The organism is Cupriavidus sp. LA-1 (genome assembly GCF_055385985.1).
In genome coordinates, this window is record NZ_AP031388.1 from 2,185,051 (window position 1) to 2,205,725 (window position 20,675).

Consider the following 20,675-nt stretch of genomic DNA (forward strand, 5'->3'; position numbering starts at 1 on the left):
CGACAACCGAATCGTCCCCCCGAAAGGAGACCACCATGTCCGGCATCAACTACAGCGACAAGATCCCCAACAACGTCAACCTGAGCGAAGACCGCACCCTGCAGCGCGCGCTCGAGCAATGGCAGCCCAACTACCTGAGCTGGTGGAACGACATGGGGCCGGAAGGCTCGCACCAGCATGACATCTACCTGCGCACCGCCATCAGCGTCGATCCGCAGGGCTGGGCCCACTTTGGCCACGTCAAGATGCCCGACTACCGCTGGGGCATCTTCCTGAACCCGGCCGAGGCCAACCGCAAGATCCATTTCGGCGACCACAAGGGCGAGGACGCGTGGCAGGACGTGCCCGGCGAATACCGCGCCAACCTGCGCCGCATCATCGTGACGCAGGGCGATACCGAGCCGGCGTCGGTCGAGCAGCAGCGCCACCTGGGCCTGACCGCGCCCAGCATGTACGACCTGCGCAACCTGTTCCAGGTGAATGTGGAAGAGGGCCGCCACCTGTGGGCGATGGTCTACCTGCTGCACAAGTACTTCGGCCGCGACGGCCGCGAGGAGGGCGAGGCCCTGCTGGAGCGCCGCAGCGGCCAGCAGGACAACCCGCGCATCCTGCAGGCGTTCAACGAGCAGACGCCTGACTGGCTGTCGTTCTTCATGTTCACCTACTTCACCGACCGCGACGGCAAGTTCCAGCTGTGCGCGCTGGCCGAGTCCGCCTTCGATCCGCTGGCGCGCACCACCAAGTTCATGCTGACCGAGGAAGCGCACCACATGTTCGTGGGCGAGTCCGGCGTGTCGCGCGTGATCCAGCGCACCTGCCAGGTGATGAACGAGCTCAAGACCGACGACCCGGCGAAGCTGCGCGCCGCCGGCGTGATCGACCTGCCGACCCTGCAGCGCTACCTGAACTTCCACTACAGCGTCACCATCGACCTGTTCGGCGCCGACGAGTCCAGCAATGCCGCCACCTTCTACAGCACCGGCCTGAAGGGCCGCTACGAAGAAGGCAAGCGCATGGACGATCACGTGCTCAAGGGCCAGACCTACCGCATCCTGCAGGCGCAGAACGGCCAGCTGACCGAGAAGGAAGTGCCGATGCTCAACGCGCTCAATGAAGTGCTGCGCGACGACTACATCAAGGACAGCATGGCCGGCATCGAGCGCTGGAACAAGGTCATCGACAAGGCCGGCATCCCGTTCCGCCTGAAGGTGCCGCACAAGGCTTTCCACCGCAATATCGGCGCGCTGGCCGGCGTCAAGGTATCGCCGGACGGCCGCGTGATCTCCGACGCCGAATGGCGCGATTTCCGCGACCAGTGGCTGCCCAGCGAAGGCGACCGCGCCTTTGTCGCCAGCCTGATGGGCCGCGTGGTCGAGCCGGGCAAGTTCGCCAACTGGATCGCGCCGCCGGTGATGGGCATCAACCGCCAGCCGGTGGATTTCGAGTACGTGCGCTTCAACTGAGCCACGGACCTGTCAACCGCTCCCTGTTTGCTCCCCTCTCCCGCTTGCGGGAGAGGGGCCGGGGGAGAGGGCCGGCGCGACGACAAAGCGCCGCCGCAGCAACGACCCTCACCCCGAGCGCCCCTGATCCTGTGGAGACCGCCATGGACATGGCAGAAATTCAAGTCATCAAGCAGCACCTGATCGATCCCGAGATCTGCATCCGCTGCAACACCTGCGAAGCCACCTGCCCGGTGGGTGCGATCACGCATGACTCGCGCAACTACGTGGTCGATGCCGACAAGTGCAACCTGTGCATGGCCTGCATTTCGCCGTGCCCGACCGGCTCGATCGACAACTGGCGCGCCATGCCCCGCCTGCGCGCCTACAGCATCGAGGCGCAGCTGGGCTGGGATACGCTGCCGGAAGAACTGTCCCCAGAGCAACTGGCCGACCTGGCGCCCGGCGCCGACGTGCAGACCGCCGCGCCAGAAGCCGCCACGGCATCGCCGCTGGCCGGCACCGGCGAGGAAGTGTTCAACAGCACCCGCTACGGCGCCACCGTGCCGCCGTGGTCCGCCGCGCACGCGTACACCAACCTGTATGGCGCAAAATCCGCGCAGAAGACCATCACCGCCACGGTGACCGGCAACGTGCGCGTCACCGAGGTCGGCCGCGAGTACGACACCCACCATATCGTGCTGGACTTTGGCTCGACCCCGTTCCCGGTGCTGGAAGGCCAGTCCATCGGCATCGTCCCGCCGGGCACCGACGCCGGCGGCCGCCCGCACCATGCGCGCCAGTATTCGATTGCCAGCCCGCGCAACGGCGAGCGGCCGGGCTACAACAACCTGTCGCTGACCATCAAGCGCGTGCTGCAGGATCACGACGGCAACCCGGTGCGCGGCGTGGCGTCGAATTACATGTGCGACCTGCAGGTGGGCGACAAGGTGGAAGTGATCGGGCCGTTCGGCGCCAGCTTCCTGATGCCGAACCACCCGCGCTCGAACATCGTGATGATCTGTACCGGCACCGGCAGCGCACCGATGCGCGCCATGACCGAATGGCGCCGGCGCCTGCGCAAGGCCGGCAAGTTCGACGGCGGCAAGCTGATGCTGTTCTTCGGCGCGCGCACGCGCGAAGAGCTGCCTTACTTCGGCCCGCTGCAGAGCCTGCCCAAGGACTTCATTGATATCAACCTGGCGTTCTCGCGCACGGCGGGGCAGCCCAGGCGCTATGTGCAGGACCTGATGCGCGAGCGCGCGGTGGATCTGGCCGCACTGCTGGCAAGCTCCGACACGCACTTCTATGTTTGCGGGCTCAAGAGCATGGAAGAGGGCGTGGTGCTGGCGCTGCGCGACGTGGCGCAGCAGGCGGGGTTGCAGTGGGAGGCGCTGGCTGACGGCCTCAGGCGTGAAGGACGCCTGCATCTGGAAACGTACTGATGAAAATCGGGCGGCGACAAGGTATGCTGCCGTCACCATGACGGAGCCGCCCCTTTCCACCCTGGTCAGGTTCGACCTGACCACCGTCCGCCTGTTCCAGGCAGTTGCCCGGCACGGCAGCATCAGCCGCGCCGCCGAGCTGCATTTTATGGCCACGGCGGCGGCCTCGCGCCGCATTGCCGCGCTCGAGGCGCAGTTCGGCCTGCCTCTGTTCGAGCGGCGCCCGCACGGGGTGGCGCTGACCGAGGCCGGGCGCGCCATCCTTGCGCACGCCAACCTGCTGATGCAGGTGGTCGACCGCATGCGCAACGACGCCGACGCCCACCTGCGCGGGGACCGCGGCGTGGTGCGCATTGCCGCGTGCAAGTCCGCGGTGATGCAGTTCCTGCCGGCCGACCTGCAGGCGCTGGCGCGCAGCCATCCCGGCATCCGCATCGACCTGCAAGAGATGACCAGCGGCCAGGTGATCGGCGCCGTGCACGACCAGTTGGTCAATATCGGGGTTTACGAGGAAGGCATCGGCGCTGTCTCGGTGCCGAGCCGGCCTTACCGCAGCGACCGGCTGCTGCTGGTGGTGCCGGCGGGCCATGTGCTGGCTCAGCATGGCAGCGTGCGCCTGGTCGACCTGCTTGCCTGGGATTTCATCGGGCTGGCCGAGGGCAGTTCGATCGCCGCTACCCTGGAGCACCACGCTGCCCGGCACGGCGCCGCACTGCGCATCCGCGTGCGTACCGGCAGCTTCGACAGCCTGCTGGCGATGGTGCTCGGCGGCATCGGCATCGGCCTGGTGCCGGATGGCGTCGCGGCAATGTTTGCTGTCGGCGATGCCTTGCGGCTGGTCGCGCTCGACGAGCCCTGGGCGGTGCGGCGCTTTCGTGTCTGCCGCGAGCCGGAAGACGGGGTCGCGCCGATTGTCGAGGCCATCTACCAGGCGCTGGCGCCGGACGCCGCCAGCTGATGCCGGCGTGCTTTCGAAAATCTGCAAACCAGGCGCCGCAATCCGGCGCTGGCGCGAAAGCGGGCCAGCCAGAACAATACGGGCAACGCTTTCGCTTCGGAGCCCGTCGTGCAGATTACCCGCGTCAATGCCATTCCCCTGAACGTCCCGGTCGACTTCGACATCGCCGGCGTGCGCCGGCAGTCGAGCCTGTCTGCCTGCTTTGTCGAGGTGGAGACCTCCACCGGCATCATCGGCCACGGCCTGACCGCCATCACCGAGGAGGAGGTCATCGCCTCCATCATCCGCGAGGTGGCCGGGCCCGCGCTGATCGGTGCCGATCCGCTGGCGCATGAGGCGCTGTGGGACCGCCTGTACTGGCTGCTGTGCCCGCGCGGCCAGACTGGCTACGGCATGCATGCAATCTCAGCGCTGGATATCGCGCTGTGGGACATCAAAGGCAAGGCGCTGGGGCAGCCGGTGTGGAAGCTGCTAGGCGGCGCACGCCAGACTGTGCCGCTCTACACCACGTTTGGCTTCGGCTTCCTGGAGCGCGACGCGCTGGCCGAAGTGGCGGCAGCCTGTGTCGCGCAGGGCTATGCCGACCTGAAGATGGTGGTGGGCCACCACGCCATGCAGCGCCGCGACGAGCCGCGCCCGCTGGACGCCATCATTACAGAGGATGCGCGCCGCGTGCATGCGGTGCGCGACAAAGTGGGCGCGGGCCCGCGCCTGTACATTGATGCCAATTGCAGCCTGGACGCCTACCACGCGGAAAAGCTGGCAAACCTGGTCAAGCCGTATGGGATCGCCTTCTTCGAGGAGCCGATTTCGCAGAACGACGTGGCGCACCTGGCCGACCTGCGCCGCCGCACCGGCATGGCGCTGGCCGCGGGCCAGAACGAGGGCCTGGCGTTCCGCTTCCGCGACTTGCTGGTCGCCGGCGCCATCGACGTGGCCCAGCCCAACGTGGTCATCAGCGGCGGCTTTACCCAGGCGGCGCGCATCGCGGGCATGGCCTCGGCGTTCCAGACCGCGATTGCCAATGGCGGCGCCTTTCCGCTGCACAACATGCACCTGCATGCCGGCCTGGCCAATGGCGGGCGGGTGGAGTGGCACCTGGTCGCGGTGTCGATGATGCGCCGGATGTACCGCAACGTGCCGGAGCCCAGGAATGGCCAGCTGACGCTGCCGGACGCGCCTGGCCTTGGCTTCGAGCCGGACATGGACACCATACGGGAGATCGCGAAACTGCCTACCTCGCGCGGCAGCGGCAAGGGGTAAGCCGCTGCCCGCCCGACTGCCGTTCCCATAAAACAGATGTCCGGCCAAGTGACCGGACCCGCAGGAGACAACCATGCCCCACTCGATATCACCGCGGCCGATGCGGCGCCGGCTGCTGGCCGCAGCCGCCTTTGCCATGCTGGCGCTGCCGGCGCCCGGCCACGCCCAAGCCGATAAAGCGTCCGACAAATGGCCCGGCAAGCCGGTGCGGCTGGTGGTGCCGGCCTCGGCCGGCGGCTCGCTCGACACGCTCGCGCGCCCGCTGGCGCAGATGCTCTCGCAGCTGTCCGGCCAGCAGTTCATCATCGACAACCGTGGCGGCGCGGGCGGCATGATCGGCGCCGACTTTGTCGCCAAGGCGGCGCCGGATGGCACCACTTTCCTGCTCGGCGCCACGCACCACATGATCCTGCCTTCGATCGTGGCGAAGATGCCGTACGACACCGAGAAAGACCTGGTGCCGGTCACTTTGGTGGCCACCACGCCCAATGTGGTCATCGTCAACGCCAACTCGCCGGTCCACTCGGTCAGGGAACTGACGGAACGCGGCCGCAAGGCCGGCGCCGGACTGAACTATGGCACCGGTGGCGTCGGCACGCTGCATCACCTGAGCACCGAAACCTTCCGCCGTGCCGCGCACGTTGACATGCAGGCCGTGCACTACAAGGGCAGCGCGCCGGCGCTGGCCGACCTGCTGAGCGGGCAGATCGACCTGATGTTCGAGACCATGCCGTCGGCGCTGCCGCAGTTGCAGGCAAAGAAATTCCGCGCGCTCGCGGTCACCTCGGCGACGCGTTCGCCGGTGCTGCCCGATGTGCCGACGCTGGCAGAGCAGGGCTTCCCGGGGATGGAATTCACCACCTGGTATGGCCTGTTCGCGCCCGCGGGAACGCCGCCGGAGATCGTTGCCAGGATGGCCAGGCTGACCGCGACCGCATTGGCCGCGCCCAAGCTGGTGTCGGTCTGGAAGCAGAACGGCGCCACGCCGGGCGGCAATCCGCCGGAGGCGTTCCAGCAGTTCGTGCGCCAGGAGCTGCGCCGCTGGGGGCAGACCGCGCGCGAGGTCGGCCTGCGGGCGGAGTAGCGGGGTGCGGGGCTCAGAGGCCGCGCAGCGTCGCCAGCACGATGTCGCGCAGCCAGCGGTGCGGCGGCTGGTCTTCCTGGTGTTCGTGCCAGAACATGCGCACCTCAAACGGCGCGATCTCGATCGGCAGCGGCAGTGAGCGTACCGGCGCGGTCTGCTCGAACAGCCGCGCCACGCGCGAGGGTACCGATGCCAGCAGCCGGCTGCGCGTGAGCAGCTCGGTGAGGATGGTGAAGTGCAGCGTCTGCACGGCGACCTTGCGGCTGACGTTGCGCTGGCGCAGCGCCTCTTCGATCTGCACGTGCCCCGAGACCGGCGACGACACCAGCACGTGGTGCGCCTTGACGAATTGCGCAAGTGTCAGGCGCTCGCCGATTTCAGGATGGTCGCGCCGGAACACGCAGACGTAATGCTCGGTGAAGAGCCGTTCGCGGCGGATGGCATCGCCCGCCACATTGAGATTGCCGATCGCCAGGTCCACCTTGCCGGCGGCAAGCCAGTCGGCGACGTCGTCCGCGGCGACCTGCACGACCTCGATCTCCACCGCCGGCGCCTGCGCGCTGATGGCCTCGACCAGCGGCGGCAGGAAGATGAGTTCGCCGATATCGCTCATGGCAACGCGAAAGCGCCGGGTGGAGGACCTGGGCGTGAAGTGCTGGCTGACCTCCACCGCGCTGTTGATGCTGGCCAGCGCCGCGGCGAACTTGCGGTAGGCGGCCTCCCCGGCGACGGTCGGCGCCATGCCGCCGGGGCCGCGCACGAACAGCGGATCCTGGAAGACCTCGCGCAGCCTGGACAGGCTGTAGCTGATGGTCGGCTGGGTGACAAACAGGCGCTCGGCGGCGCCGGTGACGCTGCGGGTCTCGTAGATGGCAACCAGCACGCGCACCAGGTTTAGGTCGAGCCGGCTGGCGGAGGGCGCTGCCGCGGTCATGGGTGTCTCCGGTATAGATCGTGTCTATTTTTCGGAATCATACAATCGATTTGATTGCTGGCGGGCGACTGGCCATACTCGACTGGTGCTGGCTGCCGCGCGAGCGGCAGCACGCAACACACCAAGACTAGAACGAAGGAGACAACCCCATGACTGCGAATTGCCGTCGCCCCTCATCCATGCTCCGTCGCGTGCTGGCCGCTGCCGCGGTGCTCGTTGGCAGTGCCGCGGCCATGGCCGCGGAGCCGGTGCGGATCGGTGCCGTGGTTTCGGCAACGGGCCCCGCATCATTCCTCGGCGACCCGGCGCAGAAGACGCTGGCCATGTACGTGGAAAAGCTCAATGCCGGCGGCGGCATCCTGGGCCGCAAGGTGGAGCTGGTGCTGTACGACGACAATAGCGATGCCAACACCGCCAACGCCATGGCCAAGCGGCTGGTGCTGCAGGACAAGGTCGACGTGGTGCTGGGATCGTCTACCACGGGATCGACGATGGCGATGGTGCCGCAGGCGCAGGGCGCGAAGGTGCCGATGATCTCGTTCGCGGCAGCCTCGGTGATCGTTGAGCCGGTCAAGCCTTATGTGTTCAAGATGCCGCACTCCGACACCATGGCGGCGGAGAAGGTGCTGGGCGACATGAAGCGGCGCGGCATCACCCGCTTTGCGCTGCTGTCCGATACCGGCGGCTTCGGCAAATCCGGCCGCAACGAGACCATCAAGGCCGCCGGGCGCCTGGGCATGACCGTGGTCGAAGAGCAGAGCTACGGCGAGAAGGACAGCGACATGACGCCCCAGCTCACCAGGGCACGCTCGGCGGCACCGCAGGCCATCTTTGTCTTTGGCACCGGGCAGGCCCCGGCGATCATCGCGCGCAACCACCGCCAGCTCGGGCTGGCCGTGCCGCTGTACATGTCGCACGGCCAGGCTTCCGCCGAGTTCATCCGCATCGCAGGCGAGGCTGCCGAGGGCATCCGCATGCCGTCGCCGGCGCTGCTGGTGGCCGACCAGCTCGACACAGCCAACCCGCAGAAGCACGTCAGCGTCGATTACAAGGCGGCCTATGAGCAGCGCTACCGGCAGGATGTGTCCACCTTTGGTGGCTACGCCTATGACGGGCTGATGCTGGCCGCCGATGCCATCCGGCGCGCCGGCGGCACCGACAAGGACAAGGTGCGCCAGGCACTGGAACAGACGCGCGGCTTTGTCGGCGTCAGCGGCGTCTACACCATGACGCCGTCAGACCACATGGGCCTGTCCATCGATGCGTTCCAGATGGTCGAGATCCGCCAGGGCCGCTTCGCGGCCGCGAAGTAGGCGGAGCCGGATATGCCGATGCTGCTGAACGTAGCGGACTATCGCGAACGCGCCCGGCGCGCGCTGCCGGCCTTCGCCTTCGACTATATCGACGGGGCCGCGGACGATGAATCCGCGCTGCGGCGCAATGGCAGCGCGCTCGACGGCATGCGCCTGGTGCCGCGCTGCCTGGCGGACGTGTCGGCCATCGACACCTCGACCGAGCTGTTCGGCCAGCGCTGGCGGCTGCCGTTCGGGATTGCGCCGACCGGCCTGAACGGCCTGTGCCGGCCCGATGGCGACGTGGCGCTGGCACGCGCCGCCGCCGCGGCGGGCGTGGCCTTCACGCAGTCCACGGCATCCAACGGTCGCATCGAGACCGTGGCCGCGGCGGTGGCGGCAGCGGACGCACCGCGCCCCTGGCTGCAGCTCTACGTGATGTCCGAGCGCGGCATTGCCGAGCAGATGATGCGGCGCGCCCGCGCCGCCGGCTTTGGCGCGCTGGTGCTGACGGTGGATGTGCCGGTCAGCGGCAACCGCGAGCGGGACGTGCGCAATGGCTTCCGGCTGCCGTTCCGGCCGGGGCCGCGCACGCTGCTGGATCTGTGCGCGCACCCGCGCTGGCTGGCCCGCTATGCGCGTGGCGGCGCGCCGCGCTTCGTCAACCTGTCCGAGCGCGACGACGGGCACGCCGATCCGCAGCTGCAGGCCGCGCTGCTGGCCCGCGCCATGGACCGCGCGCTGGCCTGGGACAAGCTGGCCTGGTTGCGCGAGCACTGGGACGGCCCGCTGCTGGTAAAGGGCATCCTGCACGCGGACGATGCCCGGCGCGCGCGCAGCGAGGGCGTGGACGGGATCATCGTGTCGAACCACGGCGGGCGCCAGCTCGATGCCGCGCCGGCAACGATCGAGGTACTGCCCGCGATCGTGCGCGCGGTGGGGCCCGCCTACCCGGTGCTGGTCGATGGCGGCTTCCGGCGCGGCACGGATATCGCCAAGGCGCTGGCGCTGGGGGCGCGCGCGGTCATGCTGGGCCGCGCCACCATGTACGGCCTGGCGGCCGATGGTGAGCGCGGAGCAAAGCGCGTGCTCGATATCCTGGCCGAAGAGTTGATACGGACCATGACGCTGCTCGGTGCGGCGGACGTGGCAGCGCTGCAGCCGGGGCACGTGTGGTGCCAGGGACAAGCGGCGCGCGCAAGCGGAGGAGACAGCCATGAATGACCTGATGCAGTTCCTGTATGCCGGCCTGACGGTCGGCGCCATCTATGCGCTGGCGGCGCTTGGCTTCAGCATCGTCTACAACGCCAGCGGCGTGATCAACTTTGCCCAGGGTGACTTCCTGATGCTGGGCGGTATGCTGACCGTGGCGCTGCTGCAGCTTCAGCTGCCGCCGCTGGCCGCGGCGGCGCTGGCGATCCTGGGAACAGTGGTGGTTGCCGGGCTGCTGGAGCGGCTGGCGATCGCGCCGGCAGGCAAGGCCGATCCGCTGACGCTGATCATCATCACCATCGGCGCCTCGCTCTTCATCCAGGGCGTGACGCAGCTGGCGCTGGGCAAGAACCAGTACACCCTGGCCGCGTTTTCCGGCGATACGCCGCTGCAGGTGGCCGGCGCGCGGCTATTGCCGCAAAGCCTGTGGGTCGTCGGCGTGGCGGCGGTGCTGATGCTGCTGGTGGCGGGCTTCTTCCGCTTCACGCTGGTGGGCAAGGCCATGCAGGCGGTGTCGATGAATCGTGCCGCGGCGCAGATGGTGGGCATTCCGGCCGGCCGGATCCTGTGGCTGGCGTTTGCGCTGGCTGGCCTGCTTGGCGCGGTCGCGGGCATCGTCGCGGCACCGGTCACCACCACGGTGTACGACCTGGGGCTGATGCTCGGCATGAAAGGCTTTGTCGCGGCCTCGCTCGGCGGCCTCGGCAGCGGCGTGGGCGCGGTGGTGGGCGGGCTGCTGGTGGGCGTGCTGGAGGCGCTGGTGTCCGGCTATGTCTCGTCGGCCTACAAGGATGCGGTGCCGTTCGTGCTGATCGTCGCGATCCTGCTGGCGATGCCGCGCGGCCTGTTCGGTGCACGGGTGGCGGAGCGCGTCTGATGAACTTCACATCTGCCTCATCGTTCTCGTCGCTCTCGCGCGGCACGCTGGCCGCGGCAGCGGGCCTGGCCGGCCTGGCGCTCCTGCCGGCGCTGCTGCCCAATGACTTCCTGCTCGACCTGGCGATCCGCATCCTGTTTGCCGGCGTGATCGCAATCGGGCTGAACCTGCTGATGGGCTTTGCCGGGCAGGTCAGCATCGGGCACGCCGCCTTCGTGGCCATGGGCGCCTACGGCAGTGCGATCCTGTGCGCGCGGCTGGCGTGGCCGCCGCTGCTGTCGCTGGTGGCCGCTGCCTGCGGCACCGGCGTACTGGCCTACCTGATCGGGCGGCCGGTGCTGCGCCTGCGCGGCCATTCGCTGACCATGGCGACGCTGGGCCTGGGCATCATCGTGAACCTGATCCTGGTCAACGAGGGCAACTGGACCGGTGGTCCGGACGGCATGCCGGTGGGGCCGTTCGCGCTGGCCGGGTTCGCCATCGACACGCCGCTGCGCTGGTATGGCATGGCCGCGGGCCTGCTGGTGCTGGCCGTGGCGCTGTCGCGCAACCTGTTCCGCTCGCCCGCGGGGCGGGCGCTGCGGGCGCTGCATACCTCAGAAGTGGCGGCGCGCGTGATGGGCGTGGATGCGGGGGCATTCAAGGTGCGCGTGTTCGTGCTGTCGGCGGTGGTCGCCAGCGTGGCGGGGGCGCTGCTGGGCCATTACACGGGCTTTATCACGCCGCAGATGGCCAGCTTCATGCAGTCGGTGCAGCTGGCCACCATGGTGGTGCTGGGGGGCATGGCTTCCACCATCGGCGTGGTGGTCGGCGCCTGCGTGATGGTGGTGCTGCCGCAGGCGCTGGGCGGGCTGCAGGAATATGAGCTGATCCTGTTCGGGCTGGTGCTGATGCTGACCATGATCTTTATGCCGCGGGGGCTGGTGCCTTCGCTGGCTGGCTGGCTGGCAAAGCGGGGGCGCTGACATGCTCGAAGTCACAGACCTGACCAAGTCCTTCGGTGGCATCCAGGCGATCGGCGGGGTGTCATTCACCGTCGAGGCCGGCACCGTGCATGCCGTGATCGGGCCCAACGGCGCCGGCAAGACCACGCTGTTCAACCTGCTCACCGGGGTGTACCGGCCGGATGGCGGCAGCATCCGCCTGGCCGGTGAAGAGATCGTGGGCAAGCCGCCCGAGGCGCTGGCGCGCCGCGGCATGAGCCGTACCTTCCAGAACCTGCAGGTGGCGATGAACATGAGCGCGCTGGAGAACGTCATGCTGGGCGCACACCTGCGCACCAACCATGGCCTGCTGGCAGGCATGTTCCTGGGCACGCCGCTGGGCCGCAAGCTGGCCGCGGCTGAAGCCGAATGTGCGGCGCGGGCGCGCGAGCTGATGGCGTTCGCCGGGGTAGGCGCCTATGCCGACGCGCAGGCGCCGGCGATGCCGTTCGGGGCGCTCAAGCGGCTGGAGATTGCGCGCGCGCTGGCCTCGGCGCCGCGGCTGCTGCTGCTGGACGAGCCCGCCGCCGGCCTCAACCACACCGAGACCGCGGAGATCAGCGCGCTGATCGCGCGGGTGGCGGGCACTGGCGTGACCGTGCTGCTGGTCGAGCACGACATGCAGATGGTGATGTCGATCTCCGAACGCATCCTGGTGCTGGACTACGGCAAGACCCTGGCCGAGGGCGATCCGGACAGCATCTGCCGGCACCCCGACGTCATCAAGGCCTACCTCGGGGTCGCCGCGTGAGTGCAATCACCAGGGAAGCCAGACTGACAAAGCCGCCGCGCCGCCGGTTTGCTCCCCGCTTGCATTTATGGGAGGGGGGCGGGGGAGAGGGCAGGACTCTCCACGAAGTGATGCGTCATGATGCTTGCCAAGTGCCCGCCCTCTCCCCCGGCCCCTCTCCCGCAAGCGGGAGAGGGGAGACAACACACTCAGTTTCCGCTTTGTGAGCAACATGGGAATCCACATGCCAGCAATTTCCAAAGTGATGACGGCACCGGCGCGTGCTGGCAGCGGCGTCGCCGTGGCCGGCCTGCCGCACCCGCTGCTCGAGGTGCGCGGACTGGCCGCCGGCTATGGGCGCATCCAGGCGCTGTTCGGCGTCGACCTGCACGTGGCCCCGGGCCAGCTGGTGACGCTGGTGGGCGCCAACGGCGCCGGCAAGACCACGCTGCTCAGGACGCTGTCTGGCGTGATGTCCGCCAGCGCCGGCACGGTGCGGCTGTTCGGGCGCGATGTCACCACGCTGCGCGCGGACCTGCGCGTGCGCCTGGGGCTGGCGCAGGTGCCGGAGGGGCGCCAGGTCTTCGCCGGCCTGTCGGTGGAGGACAACATCCGCCTGGGCGCCTACACGCGCCGCGACGCGGGTCGGGCCGATGACCTGGCGCGCATGTACGCGATGTTCCCGGCGTTGCGTGACAAGCGCGTGGCCCTGGCCGGCACGCTCTCCGGCGGGCAGCAGCAGATGCTGGCGATGGCGCGCGCGCTGATGTCGCGCCCCAGGGTGCTGCTGCTGGACGAGCCGTCGATGGGCCTGGCGCCGTTGCTGGTGCAGGAGATCTTTGCCTGCGTGGCGCGCCTGCGCGAAGCCGGCCTGGCGATCCTGCTGGTCGAGCAGAACGCGCAGGCGGCGCTGTCGATCGCCGACCACGGCTACGTGATGGAAGCCGGCCACATCGTCGCGTCCGGCCCCGGCCAGGGGCTGTTGCACGACGACCGCGTGCGCCAGGCCTACCTGGGCATGTGACACCGCGGGAGGAGCAAGACCGTGACCACACCTGAACTGGCTTCGCTGCGGGCGCGCGCGGTGCGCGTGCCGCTGGAATACCCGGTCAAGACCGCGATCGGTATCGTCGATACCGCGCCGCTGGTGCTGATCGACCTGCACACCCGCTGCGGCATTGTCGGCCGCGCCTACGTCTTCACCTACACGCCGATGGCGCTGGCCGCAGTGCGTGAGATGGTCGCCGGCATGGCGCCGCTGCTGGCGGGCCAGCCGCTGGCGCCGGCTGACATCACACGCTCCCTGGACGCGCGTTTCCGCCTGTTGGGCAACACCGGGCTGGTCAGGATGGCAGCGGCCGGCATCGACATGGCCGCCTGGGATGCCCTGGCCCGGGCGCACGGCGTGCCGCTGGTGACGCTGCTGGGCGGCACGCGCCGGCCGGTGCCGGCCTATGACAGCCACAGCATGGACGGCGAGATGCTGGGCTGCCGGCGTGCCGAAGCAGCGGTGGACCAGGGCTTTCGCGCAGTGAAGATAAAGATCGGTTACGCCAGCGTGGCCGAGGATCTGGCCGTGGTGCGCGCGATCCGCCGCGTGATTGGCGACGGCACTGCGCTGATGGTGGACTACAACCAGTCGCTGTCCGTGCCAGATGCGATCGAGCGCTGCCGCCGTCTGGCTGATGAAGGGCTTGCCTGGATCGAGGAGCCGACGCGGCAGGAAGACTATGCCGGCCACGCGCGCATCCGCGCCGCCAGCCGCGTGCCGATCCAGCTCGGCGAGAACTGGTTCGGCCCCGACGAGATGCTCTGGGCCATCCAGGCGCAGGCCATGGATCTGGCCATGCCCGACGTGATGAAGATCGGCGGCGTGACGGGCTGGCTGCAGGCAGGCGCACTGGCCGCGGCACACGGCGTGCCGATGTCCAGCCACATCTTCCAGGAATTCAGCTGCCATCTGCTGGCGGTCACGCCGACAGCGCACTGGCTTGAGCGGCTGGACCTGGCGGGGCCCGTCCTGCGGCAGCCGCTGCGGTTCGAGCACGGCGCGGCGGTGATGCTCGATGCATCAGGGGTCGGAATCGAATGGGATGAAGCCGCGGTCGCGTCGTATCTGGTGAGCTGAACGCGCATGGCAGGCGTCAGCCGCAGTACACCCCCCCGCATCGACAGGGTCGATGTTCGGCGGGGGATTATCGAAAACAACCCGGTCTGGGCCACAGCGCCCGAGGCCGGATGTCAGGAGGAGCGGAACATGGAGCGCTCATTCAAGAGCGAAGTGCAGCGCTTGTCGCTGGGCGCGGGAGAGGTATTCCACGGCGAGGGCATCCTGGCGGTGACCAAGGCGCTGTTGCAGTCGGGCGTGAGCTACATTGGCGGCTACCAGGGTGCGCCGGTGTCGCACCTGATCGACGTACTGGGCGACGCGCGCGAACTGCTGGACAGCCTGGGCATCTATTTTGAGAACAGCGCGTCGGAAGCGGGCGCGGCGGCAATGCTGGGAGCGTCGATCCACTACCCGCTGCGCGGCGCCGTGACCTGGAAGTCGACGGTGGGCACCAACGTGGCGTCGGACGCGCTGTCGAACCTGGCCTCGGCCGGCGTCACCGGCGGGGCGCTGGTGATCCTGGGCGAAGACTATGGCGAGGGCTCCAGCATCATCCAGGAGCGTACCCACGCGTTTGCCACCAAATCGCAGATCTGGCTGCTCGATCCGCGCCCGAACCTGACTTCGATCGTCGACATGGTCGAGAAGGGCTTCGAGCTGTCCGAGGCGAGCAACACGCCCGTGATGCTGCAACTGCGCATCCGCGCCTGCCATGTGCATGGCGCCTTCGTGTGCAAGGACAACCGCGTGCCACGGTACTCGCGCCGACGGTTGCTGGAGTCGCCGGCCTTCAACTACGACAAGATCTGCCTGCCGCCGTCCACCTACGCGCACGAGAAGCAGAAGATCGAGGCACGGTGGCCGGCTGCGGTCGATTTCATCCGCGAGCACGGGCTGAACGAAACCTTCGAGGGCGCCGTCGCGCGCAACGCCGGCATCATCGTCCAGGGCGGTCTCTACAATGCGCTGATCCGCGCGCTGCAGCAGCTCGGGCTGGCCGATGCCTTCGGCAACGCCGACCTGCCAATCCACGTCCTCAACGTGGTCTATCCGCTGGTGCCGGACCAGATTGCCGATTTCTGCGCCGGCAAGGACGCGGTGCTGCTGGTGGAGGAAGGGCAGCCGGCCTACCTCGAGGAAGCCATTCACGCGCTGCTGCGCAAGGCCGGCGTGGACACGCGCCTGCATGGCAAGGACGTGCTGCCGATGGCCGGCGAATACACCGGCGACGTGCTGGTGGCGGGGCTGGCCCGCTTTATCGCGCAGGCGCGGCCGCAGGGCGTGGCGCTGGCGGCCGTGGCGAGCGCCAGTGCGGAGCTGGGCGCACGCAAGGCGGAAGGGGCAAGCGCGCTGCCGGTGCCGGTGCCGGCACGTCCGCCCGGTTTCTGCGTAGGCTGCCCCGAGCGGCCGGTGTTTGCGGCGATGAAGCTGATGCAGAAGCAGGTGGGGCAGGTGCACGTCAGCGCCGACATCGGCTGCCACACCTTTGGCACGCTGCCGCCGTTCAATATCGGCAGCACGGTGCTGGGCTACGGGCTGGGCCTGGCCAGCTCGGCCGGCATTGCGCCGCTGATCGGCAACCGCGTGGTCAGCGTGATGGGTGACGGCGGCTTCTGGCACAACGGCTTCACTACCGGAGTGGTCAATGCCGTGCACAACAAGCATGACTCGGTGCTGGTGATCATGAAGAACGGCTACACCTCCGCCACCGGGACCCAGGCCATTCCCTCATCGGTGTCCGGCGCTGGCGCGCTGCCCCAGGCGCTGGATATCGAACAGGCACTGCGCGGCGTGGGCGTGGGCTGGATCCGCACCGTGCCCAGCTACCAGGTCTCTGATATGGTGAAGACGCTGTCCGATGCCGTCACCACCGACGAGCCCGGCCTGAAGGTCGTGATCGCCGATGGCGAATGCCAGCTGGAGCGCCAGCGCCGCATCAAGCCGCAGAACGTGGCGAAGCTCAAGCGCGGTGAGCGCGTGGTGCGCACGCGCTATGGCGTGGACGAGGACGTCTGCACCGGCGACCACTCCTGCATCCGCCTCTCCGGCTGCCCTTCGCTGACACTGAAAGACAACCCGAGCCCGCTGCGCAACGATCCGGTGGTCAGCGTCAACCATGGCTGTGTCGGCTGCGGGCTGTGCGGGGAGGTGTCGCATGCCGCCATTCTGTGCCCGTCGTTTTACCGGGCCGACGTGGTGCAAAACCCCAACCTGTGGGACCGCATCGTCGACCGGACACGTTCATTTCTGATCAGCCGGATGGCCGGCGAAGCAAGGGTGCAGGCATGGAACTGAATACGGGCAAGGGGCAGGCGCAGGAACAGAAGCAGGCGCGCAGCGTCGCGGTGCTGGTGGCCGCGCTTGGGGGCGAGGGCGGCGGCGTGCTGGCTGACTGGCTGGTCGACGCGGCCACCCGGCACGGCTTTCCGGTGCAAAGCACTTCGGTCCCTGGCGTGGCGCAGCGCACGGGCGCGACCACCTACTACATCGAGATCTATCCGGTTTCCCGTGCCGAACTTGCCGGCCGCGAGCCCGTCATGTCGCTCACGCCGAGTCCCGGGCACGTCGACATCGTCGCGGCCTCGGAACTGGTCGAGGCGGGCCGCGCGCTGCAGCAAGGCTTTGTCAGCAGCGACCGGACCATGCTGATCGCATCCACCCACCGCGAGTACGCGGTGGTGGAAAAGTCCGCGATGGCCGATGGACGCTACGACGCCAGCCACGTCGAGTCTGCCGCGCAGCGGCTTGCTCGCGGCATGGTGCTGGGCGACCTGCGCGCGCTGGCGCTGCAGCATGGCACCGTGATCAACACGGTGATGTTCGGCGCGATGGTTGGCGCCGGAGCGCTGCCGATGTCGCGGCAGGCGTGCGAGGAGGCCATCCGGCATTCCGGCAAGGCGGTGGAGGCCAGCCTGCGCGGATTCGAGGCGGGCCACGCGCTGGCCAGCGCGCCCGCGGCGCAGCGCGAGGCATCCGAACAATCTGCCGGCAAGCCCGCGGCGCATCCGCGCATCGCCACCTATCCGGAGGGCTTGCGCGCGGTGGCGGACGATGGCCTTGCCCTGACGGTGGACTACCAGGACCGGCGCTATGGCGAACTGTACCTCGACCGCATCGAGCCCCTCATCGCGCTGGAGCGCGACGCAGGCGGCGGCCCTGCCGGCTTCCGCGTGGCGCGCGAAACCGCGCGCTACCTGGCGCTGTGGATGAGCTATGAAGATGTCATCCGCGTGGCGGACCTGAAGACGCGCCGCACCCGCCTGGTGCGCGTGCGGCAGGAAGTCGGCGCCCGCGAGGGCGAGCCGGTGGTGCTGACCGAATACCTTAAGCCGGGCCTGGACGAACTATGCTCGCTGCTGCCGCCCGCGCTGGCACGGCGCGCCCGCCGCCGCTGGGCGCACAAGGGCCACGCGCTCAACGTGGGGTTGCATATCAAGACCACCAGCGTCAGCGGCTTCGCGGCGCTGGTGCTGCTGCGCGGCCTGCGGCGCTGGCGCCGGATGTCGTCCCGCTTCCACGAGGAGCAGCAGCTGATCGGACGCTGGCTGGATGCGGTGATGGCCGCGATGGGGTGCTCGCTGGCGCTGGCGGAGGAGCTGGCCTTGTGCGGCAATCTCGTCAAGGGCTACGGCGAAACCAATGCGCGCGGGCGCGGCAACCTGGAGAAGATCCTGCGCGACCACGCCGGCCAGCTCAGCCAGGACCAGCCGGCAGCGGTGCTGGCGGAGCGCGTGCGCGCGGCGCGGACCGCGGCGCTGGCCGACCCCGAAGGGCGCGGCCTGGCCGGCGTGCTGGGCCAGCCGGTGCCCGAGCCCAGGGCGCAGCCGATCAAGATCGTGCGCAAGCCCAGGCCGGTGCCGCAGGTGCTGGGCTGAGGCACCGTTGGTTCTAAGCCGGCATCAATTCCCACAGGCAGGCTCCCTCTCCCACTCGCTGAGAGGGAGCAGACCGGCGCGCGGCGAAGCGTCAAGCGTGCGTGAACCGCTTGCGCAGCGCGCGCTTCGCATCCAGCATCGCACCATCCGCCACCTCGACCACCCCGTGCAGGTAGGCCTCGCTCGCATCCAGCAACGCCCCGTACATCGCACTGCACATCCCCCGCGCCGTGCGCCCCGGCCAGTCCGCCGGCAGCAGCACCTCGGGCAGGTTCGGGTCGCGCAGCAGCACGCGCCGGTACTCATGCACCAGCAGCGTCCGCACGAAGAAGGCATCGGCCGGCGCCAGCTGCGCCGCTTCCTCGGCGATCGGTGAAAAGCGCCGCAGCAGTGCCTGCCAGGCGTCGGCCACGTCGCCCAGCTTGAAGGTCTGGTGCATCAGCGCCTGCAGCGGCCGCAGCGAAAATGCCTCAAGGCTGCTGGCCTCCATCACCGCCACGTATTCCTGCGCCCGTGCCGCCTGGATGATCTCGCGCAGCGAGGCCAGGTCGGCGTTGGGATGCGCCATCACCCCGGGCGCGATCGCGCCGAACCCTTCCCACAGCAACTCCCGCTTCAGCCGCTGGCGGACAGTGGCGCGTACGTCACCGCGCACCAGCACCAGCGTCCAGCGCCCGTCCCATTCGGGCGCATCGCCCGCATAGATGCGCTTGCCCGCGTGCAGCACGCGTTGCAGGCCGGCCTCAGACAGCCCGTAGTAACTGCGCCGGCCGATGCGCGTGGCGGCCAGCCAGTCGTCGGCGGTGAGGCGGAAGGTGGCGGTGCGCACCAGCCGGTCATTGATGCCGAACGGCGCCGCCAGGCGGATCAGGCTGCCCAGCCAGACCGCCTGGGGCCGCGGCGCGACCACGTCGCCGAACAGCGTCACCAGCATCGAGTTGGCGCCCAGCTTGAGCCCGCGTGCCAGCCGCGTCACGCGGGGGGAAACCGGATCGGGGTCGGGCGTCGGCATCGGCGGGTCTCCAGAAGTGATACACAAACGTCGATTGCTTGAATCAAATTGTATCACTACCATCCATTTCAACTTACGAGATTGACGCCGATCAAGACGTCGATCACAGGCAAAACAGGTGGAGCCAACGATGTACGCACAGCTGGTGGAGACAGGAGCGACAAGGCTCCGCGCAATGGAAGAGATGGACCCGCAGGAGCGCGAGTTCCAGGCCCGCGTGGATGCCGGCATCAAGATCGAAGCCAAGGACTGGATGCCCGAGGCGTATCGCAAGACGCTGGTGCGCCAGATCTCGCAGCACGCCCATTCCGAGATCGTGGGCCAGCTGCCCGAGGGCAACTGGGTCACGCGCGCCCCCACGCTGGAGCGCAAGGCGGTGCTGCTGGCCAAGATCCAGGACGAGGCCGGCCATGGCCTGTACCTCTACAGCGCGGCGGAAACGCTGGGCGTGTCGCGCGATCAGATGCTGGGCGACCTGCACAGCGGCAAGGCCAAGTATTCCAGCATCTTCAACTACCCCACGCTGAGCTGGGCCGATATCGGCATGATCGGCTGGCTGGTGGACGGCTCGGCCATCATCAACCAGGTGCCGCTGTGCCGCTGCTCGTTCGGCCCGTATGCGCGCGCCATGGTGCGCGTCTGCAAGGAAGAGTCCTTCCACCAGCGCCAGGGCTACGACATCCTGCTGTCGCTGTGCAACGGCACGGCCGAGCAGAAGCAGATGGCGCAGGACGCGCTCAACCGCTGGTGGTGGCCGGCGCTGATGATGTTCGGCCCGTCCGACGGCGATTCGCCCAACAGCGCGCAGTCGATGCAATGGCGCATCAAGCTGTTCTCCAACGACGAGCTGCGCCAGAAGATGGTCGACCAGACCGTGCCGCAGGCCGAATACCTGGGCCTGACCATTCCCGATCCCGAACTGAAGTGGAACGAGGAACGCGGCCACTATGACTTCGGCGAGATCGACTGGTCCGAGTTCTACCACGTCATCCAGGGCAACGGCCCGTGCAACCGCGACCGCCTGCGCACCCGCGTCAAGGCCTGGGACGACGGCGCATGGTTCCGCGACGCACTGGTGGCGCACGCCGACAAGCCGGCGCAGCAAGCCGCCGCCTGACCCCGCGGCGCACGGCGCCGCTACCCATCGAACCCGCATCACACAGGAGGTTGCCATGAAAGAGTGGCCGCTTTGGGAGATCTTTATCCGCAGCCAGCACGGCCTGGCCCACAAGCACGTGGGCAGCCTGCACGCGCCCGACGGCGAAATGGCGATCAACAACGCCCGCGACGTCTACACGCGCCGCAACGAGGGCGTCAGCGTCTGGGTGGTGAAGGCCGCCGACGTGGTCGCCAGCAGCCCCGGCGACAAGGGCCCGCTGTTCGAGCCCGCCAACAGCAAGGTCTACCGCCATCCGACGTTCTTCCCGATGCCGGAAGCCGTCAAGCACATCTGATACG

18 protein-coding genes are annotated in these 20,675 nt (G+C 68.6%); 16 read left to right on the forward strand and 2 right to left on the reverse strand.

Going from position 1 to position 20,675, the window contains the following annotated elements; genetic code table 11:
• Positions 1–35: 35 nt before the first annotated feature.
• From boxB to ACZ5MJ_RS29055, 5 genes are all read left to right on the forward strand, one after another.
• On the forward strand, positions 36–1,463 hold the full coding sequence (boxB, locus tag ACZ5MJ_RS29035; protein WP_464224402.1) for a benzoyl-CoA 2,3-epoxidase subunit BoxB: 1,428 nt from the start codon (positions 36–38) through the stop codon (positions 1,461–1,463).
• A gap of 143 nt (positions 1,464–1,606) precedes the next feature.
• Positions 1,607–2,887 carry a benzoyl-CoA 2,3-epoxidase subunit BoxA gene (boxA, locus tag ACZ5MJ_RS29040; protein WP_464224403.1) on the forward strand — a complete coding sequence of 427 codons (1,281 nt, stop codon included), beginning with the start codon at positions 1,607–1,609 and terminating at the stop codon, positions 2,885–2,887.
• A gap of 37 nt (positions 2,888–2,924) precedes the next feature.
• Entirely contained in the window at positions 2,925–3,845 is a 921-nt protein-coding gene (locus ACZ5MJ_RS29045) for a LysR family transcriptional regulator (protein WP_464224405.1), read from the forward strand.
• Positions 3,846–3,953: 108 nt separating this feature from the next.
• Positions 3,954–5,108, forward strand: coding sequence for a mandelate racemase/muconate lactonizing enzyme family protein (locus ACZ5MJ_RS29050; protein ID WP_464224406.1), 1,155 nt, complete (start codon positions 3,954–3,956; stop codon positions 5,106–5,108).
• A 73-nt stretch (positions 5,109–5,181) separates the two neighbouring features.
• On the forward strand, positions 5,182–6,192 hold the full coding sequence (locus ACZ5MJ_RS29055) for a Bug family tripartite tricarboxylate transporter substrate binding protein (protein ID WP_464224407.1): 1,011 nt from the start codon (positions 5,182–5,184) through the stop codon (positions 6,190–6,192).
• 13 nt (positions 6,193–6,205) lie between these two features.
• Here the strand turns inward: ACZ5MJ_RS29055 and ACZ5MJ_RS29060 are convergent, their stop codons facing one another.
• Complete coding sequence (locus tag ACZ5MJ_RS29060; RefSeq protein WP_464224408.1) at positions 6,206–7,126, reverse strand: LysR family transcriptional regulator; 921 nt, start codon at positions 7,124–7,126, stop codon at positions 6,206–6,208.
• 149 nt (positions 7,127–7,275) lie between these two features.
• Between ACZ5MJ_RS29060 and ACZ5MJ_RS29065 the strand changes: the two genes are divergently transcribed.
• The 9 genes from ACZ5MJ_RS29065 to ACZ5MJ_RS29105 all read left to right on the forward strand — a co-directional run bounded on the left by ACZ5MJ_RS29065 (position 7,276) and on the right by ACZ5MJ_RS29105 (position 18,205).
• Positions 7,276–8,439, forward strand: coding sequence for an ABC transporter substrate-binding protein (locus ACZ5MJ_RS29065; RefSeq protein ID WP_464224409.1), 1,164 nt, complete (start codon positions 7,276–7,278; stop codon positions 8,437–8,439).
• A gap of 18 nt (positions 8,440–8,457) precedes the next feature.
• Positions 8,458–9,642, forward strand: coding sequence for an alpha-hydroxy acid oxidase (locus ACZ5MJ_RS29070; protein WP_464224410.1), 1,185 nt, complete (start codon positions 8,458–8,460; stop codon positions 9,640–9,642).
• On the forward strand, positions 9,635–10,507 hold the full coding sequence (locus ACZ5MJ_RS29075; protein ID WP_464224411.1) for a branched-chain amino acid ABC transporter permease: 873 nt from the start codon (positions 9,635–9,637) through the stop codon (positions 10,505–10,507). The genes ACZ5MJ_RS29070 and ACZ5MJ_RS29075 overlap by 8 nt, the downstream gene beginning before the upstream one ends.
• A complete protein-coding gene (locus ACZ5MJ_RS29080) occupies positions 10,507–11,472 on the forward strand; it encodes a branched-chain amino acid ABC transporter permease (RefSeq protein ID WP_464224413.1) in 966 nt (321 codons plus the stop codon). Before ACZ5MJ_RS29075 ends, ACZ5MJ_RS29080 begins: the two co-directional genes overlap by 1 nt.
• A 1-nt stretch (position 11,473) precedes the next feature.
• Positions 11,474–12,241 (forward strand): ABC transporter ATP-binding protein, encoded by a 768-nt coding sequence (locus ACZ5MJ_RS29085; protein ID WP_464224415.1) that lies wholly within the window; start codon positions 11,474–11,476, stop codon positions 12,239–12,241.
• A gap of 244 nt (positions 12,242–12,485) precedes the next feature.
• On the forward strand, positions 12,486–13,244 hold the full coding sequence (locus tag ACZ5MJ_RS29090; RefSeq protein ID WP_464226637.1) for an ABC transporter ATP-binding protein: 759 nt from the start codon (positions 12,486–12,488) through the stop codon (positions 13,242–13,244).
• A 21-nt stretch (positions 13,245–13,265) separates the two neighbouring features.
• Entirely contained in the window at positions 13,266–14,348 is a 1,083-nt protein-coding gene (locus ACZ5MJ_RS29095) for an enolase C-terminal domain-like protein (protein ID WP_464224417.1), read from the forward strand.
• A gap of 129 nt (positions 14,349–14,477) precedes the next feature.
• Positions 14,478–16,625, forward strand: a complete 2,148-nt coding sequence (locus ACZ5MJ_RS29100) for a thiamine pyrophosphate-dependent enzyme (protein WP_464224419.1) — start codon at positions 14,478–14,480, stop codon at positions 16,623–16,625.
• Positions 16,616–18,205 (forward strand): indolepyruvate oxidoreductase subunit beta family protein, encoded by a 1,590-nt coding sequence (locus tag ACZ5MJ_RS29105; RefSeq protein WP_464224421.1) that lies wholly within the window; start codon positions 16,616–16,618, stop codon positions 18,203–18,205. Before ACZ5MJ_RS29100 ends, ACZ5MJ_RS29105 begins: the two co-directional genes overlap by 10 nt.
• A 91-nt stretch (positions 18,206–18,296) precedes the next feature.
• Here the strand turns inward: ACZ5MJ_RS29105 and paaX are convergent, their stop codons facing one another.
• Positions 18,297–19,217: a phenylacetic acid degradation operon negative regulatory protein PaaX gene (gene paaX, locus ACZ5MJ_RS29110; protein ID WP_464224423.1), complete on the reverse strand. Its 921-nt coding sequence runs from the start codon at positions 19,215–19,217 to the stop codon at positions 18,297–18,299.
• Between the two features lie 130 nt (positions 19,218–19,347).
• Between paaX and paaA the strand changes: the two genes are divergently transcribed.
• Together paaA and paaB are read left to right on the forward strand one after the other, a co-directional pair.
• A complete protein-coding gene (gene paaA, locus ACZ5MJ_RS29115; protein WP_464224425.1) occupies positions 19,348–20,334 on the forward strand; it encodes a 1,2-phenylacetyl-CoA epoxidase subunit PaaA in 987 nt (328 codons plus the stop codon).
• A gap of 55 nt (positions 20,335–20,389) precedes the next feature.
• Positions 20,390–20,671 carry a 1,2-phenylacetyl-CoA epoxidase subunit PaaB gene (gene paaB / locus ACZ5MJ_RS29120; protein ID WP_078200774.1) on the forward strand — a complete coding sequence of 94 codons (282 nt, stop codon included), beginning with the start codon at positions 20,390–20,392 and terminating at the stop codon, positions 20,669–20,671.
• Positions 20,672–20,675: the final 4 nt, after the last annotated feature.

Excerpts from the sequence above, each read along its gene's own strand:
- boxB (WP_464224402.1), top strand. The coding sequence starts at position 36 with ATGTCCGGCATCAACTACAGCGACAAGATCCCCAACAACGTCAACCTG.
- boxA (WP_464224403.1), top strand. The coding sequence starts at position 1,607 with ATGGACATGGCAGAAATTCAAGTCATCAAGCAGCACCTGATCGATCCC.
- ACZ5MJ_RS29045 (WP_464224405.1), top strand. The coding sequence starts at position 2,925 with ATGACGGAGCCGCCCCTTTCCACCCTGGTCAGGTTCGACCTGACCACC.
- ACZ5MJ_RS29055 (WP_464224407.1), top strand. The coding sequence starts at position 5,182 with ATGCCCCACTCGATATCACCGCGGCCGATGCGGCGCCGGCTGCTGGCC.
- ACZ5MJ_RS29060 (WP_464224408.1), bottom strand. The coding sequence starts at position 7,126 with ATGACCGCGGCAGCGCCCTCCGCCAGCCGGCTCGACCTAAACCTGGTG.
- ACZ5MJ_RS29065 (WP_464224409.1), top strand. The coding sequence starts at position 7,276 with ATGACTGCGAATTGCCGTCGCCCCTCATCCATGCTCCGTCGCGTGCTG.
- ACZ5MJ_RS29070 (WP_464224410.1), top strand. The coding sequence starts at position 8,458 with ATGCTGCTGAACGTAGCGGACTATCGCGAACGCGCCCGGCGCGCGCTG.
- ACZ5MJ_RS29075 (WP_464224411.1), top strand. The coding sequence starts at position 9,635 with ATGAATGACCTGATGCAGTTCCTGTATGCCGGCCTGACGGTCGGCGCC.
- ACZ5MJ_RS29080 (WP_464224413.1), top strand. The coding sequence starts at position 10,507 with ATGAACTTCACATCTGCCTCATCGTTCTCGTCGCTCTCGCGCGGCACG.
- ACZ5MJ_RS29085 (WP_464224415.1), top strand. The coding sequence starts at position 11,474 with ATGCTCGAAGTCACAGACCTGACCAAGTCCTTCGGTGGCATCCAGGCG.
- ACZ5MJ_RS29090 (WP_464226637.1), top strand. The coding sequence starts at position 12,486 with ATGACGGCACCGGCGCGTGCTGGCAGCGGCGTCGCCGTGGCCGGCCTG.
- ACZ5MJ_RS29100 (WP_464224419.1), top strand. The coding sequence starts at position 14,478 with ATGGAGCGCTCATTCAAGAGCGAAGTGCAGCGCTTGTCGCTGGGCGCG.
- ACZ5MJ_RS29105 (WP_464224421.1), top strand. The coding sequence starts at position 16,616 with ATGGAACTGAATACGGGCAAGGGGCAGGCGCAGGAACAGAAGCAGGCG.
- paaX (WP_464224423.1), bottom strand. The coding sequence starts at position 19,217 with ATGCCGACGCCCGACCCCGATCCGGTTTCCCCCCGCGTGACGCGGCTG.
- paaA (WP_464224425.1), top strand. The coding sequence starts at position 19,348 with ATGTACGCACAGCTGGTGGAGACAGGAGCGACAAGGCTCCGCGCAATG.
- paaB (WP_078200774.1), top strand. The coding sequence starts at position 20,390 with ATGAAAGAGTGGCCGCTTTGGGAGATCTTTATCCGCAGCCAGCACGGC.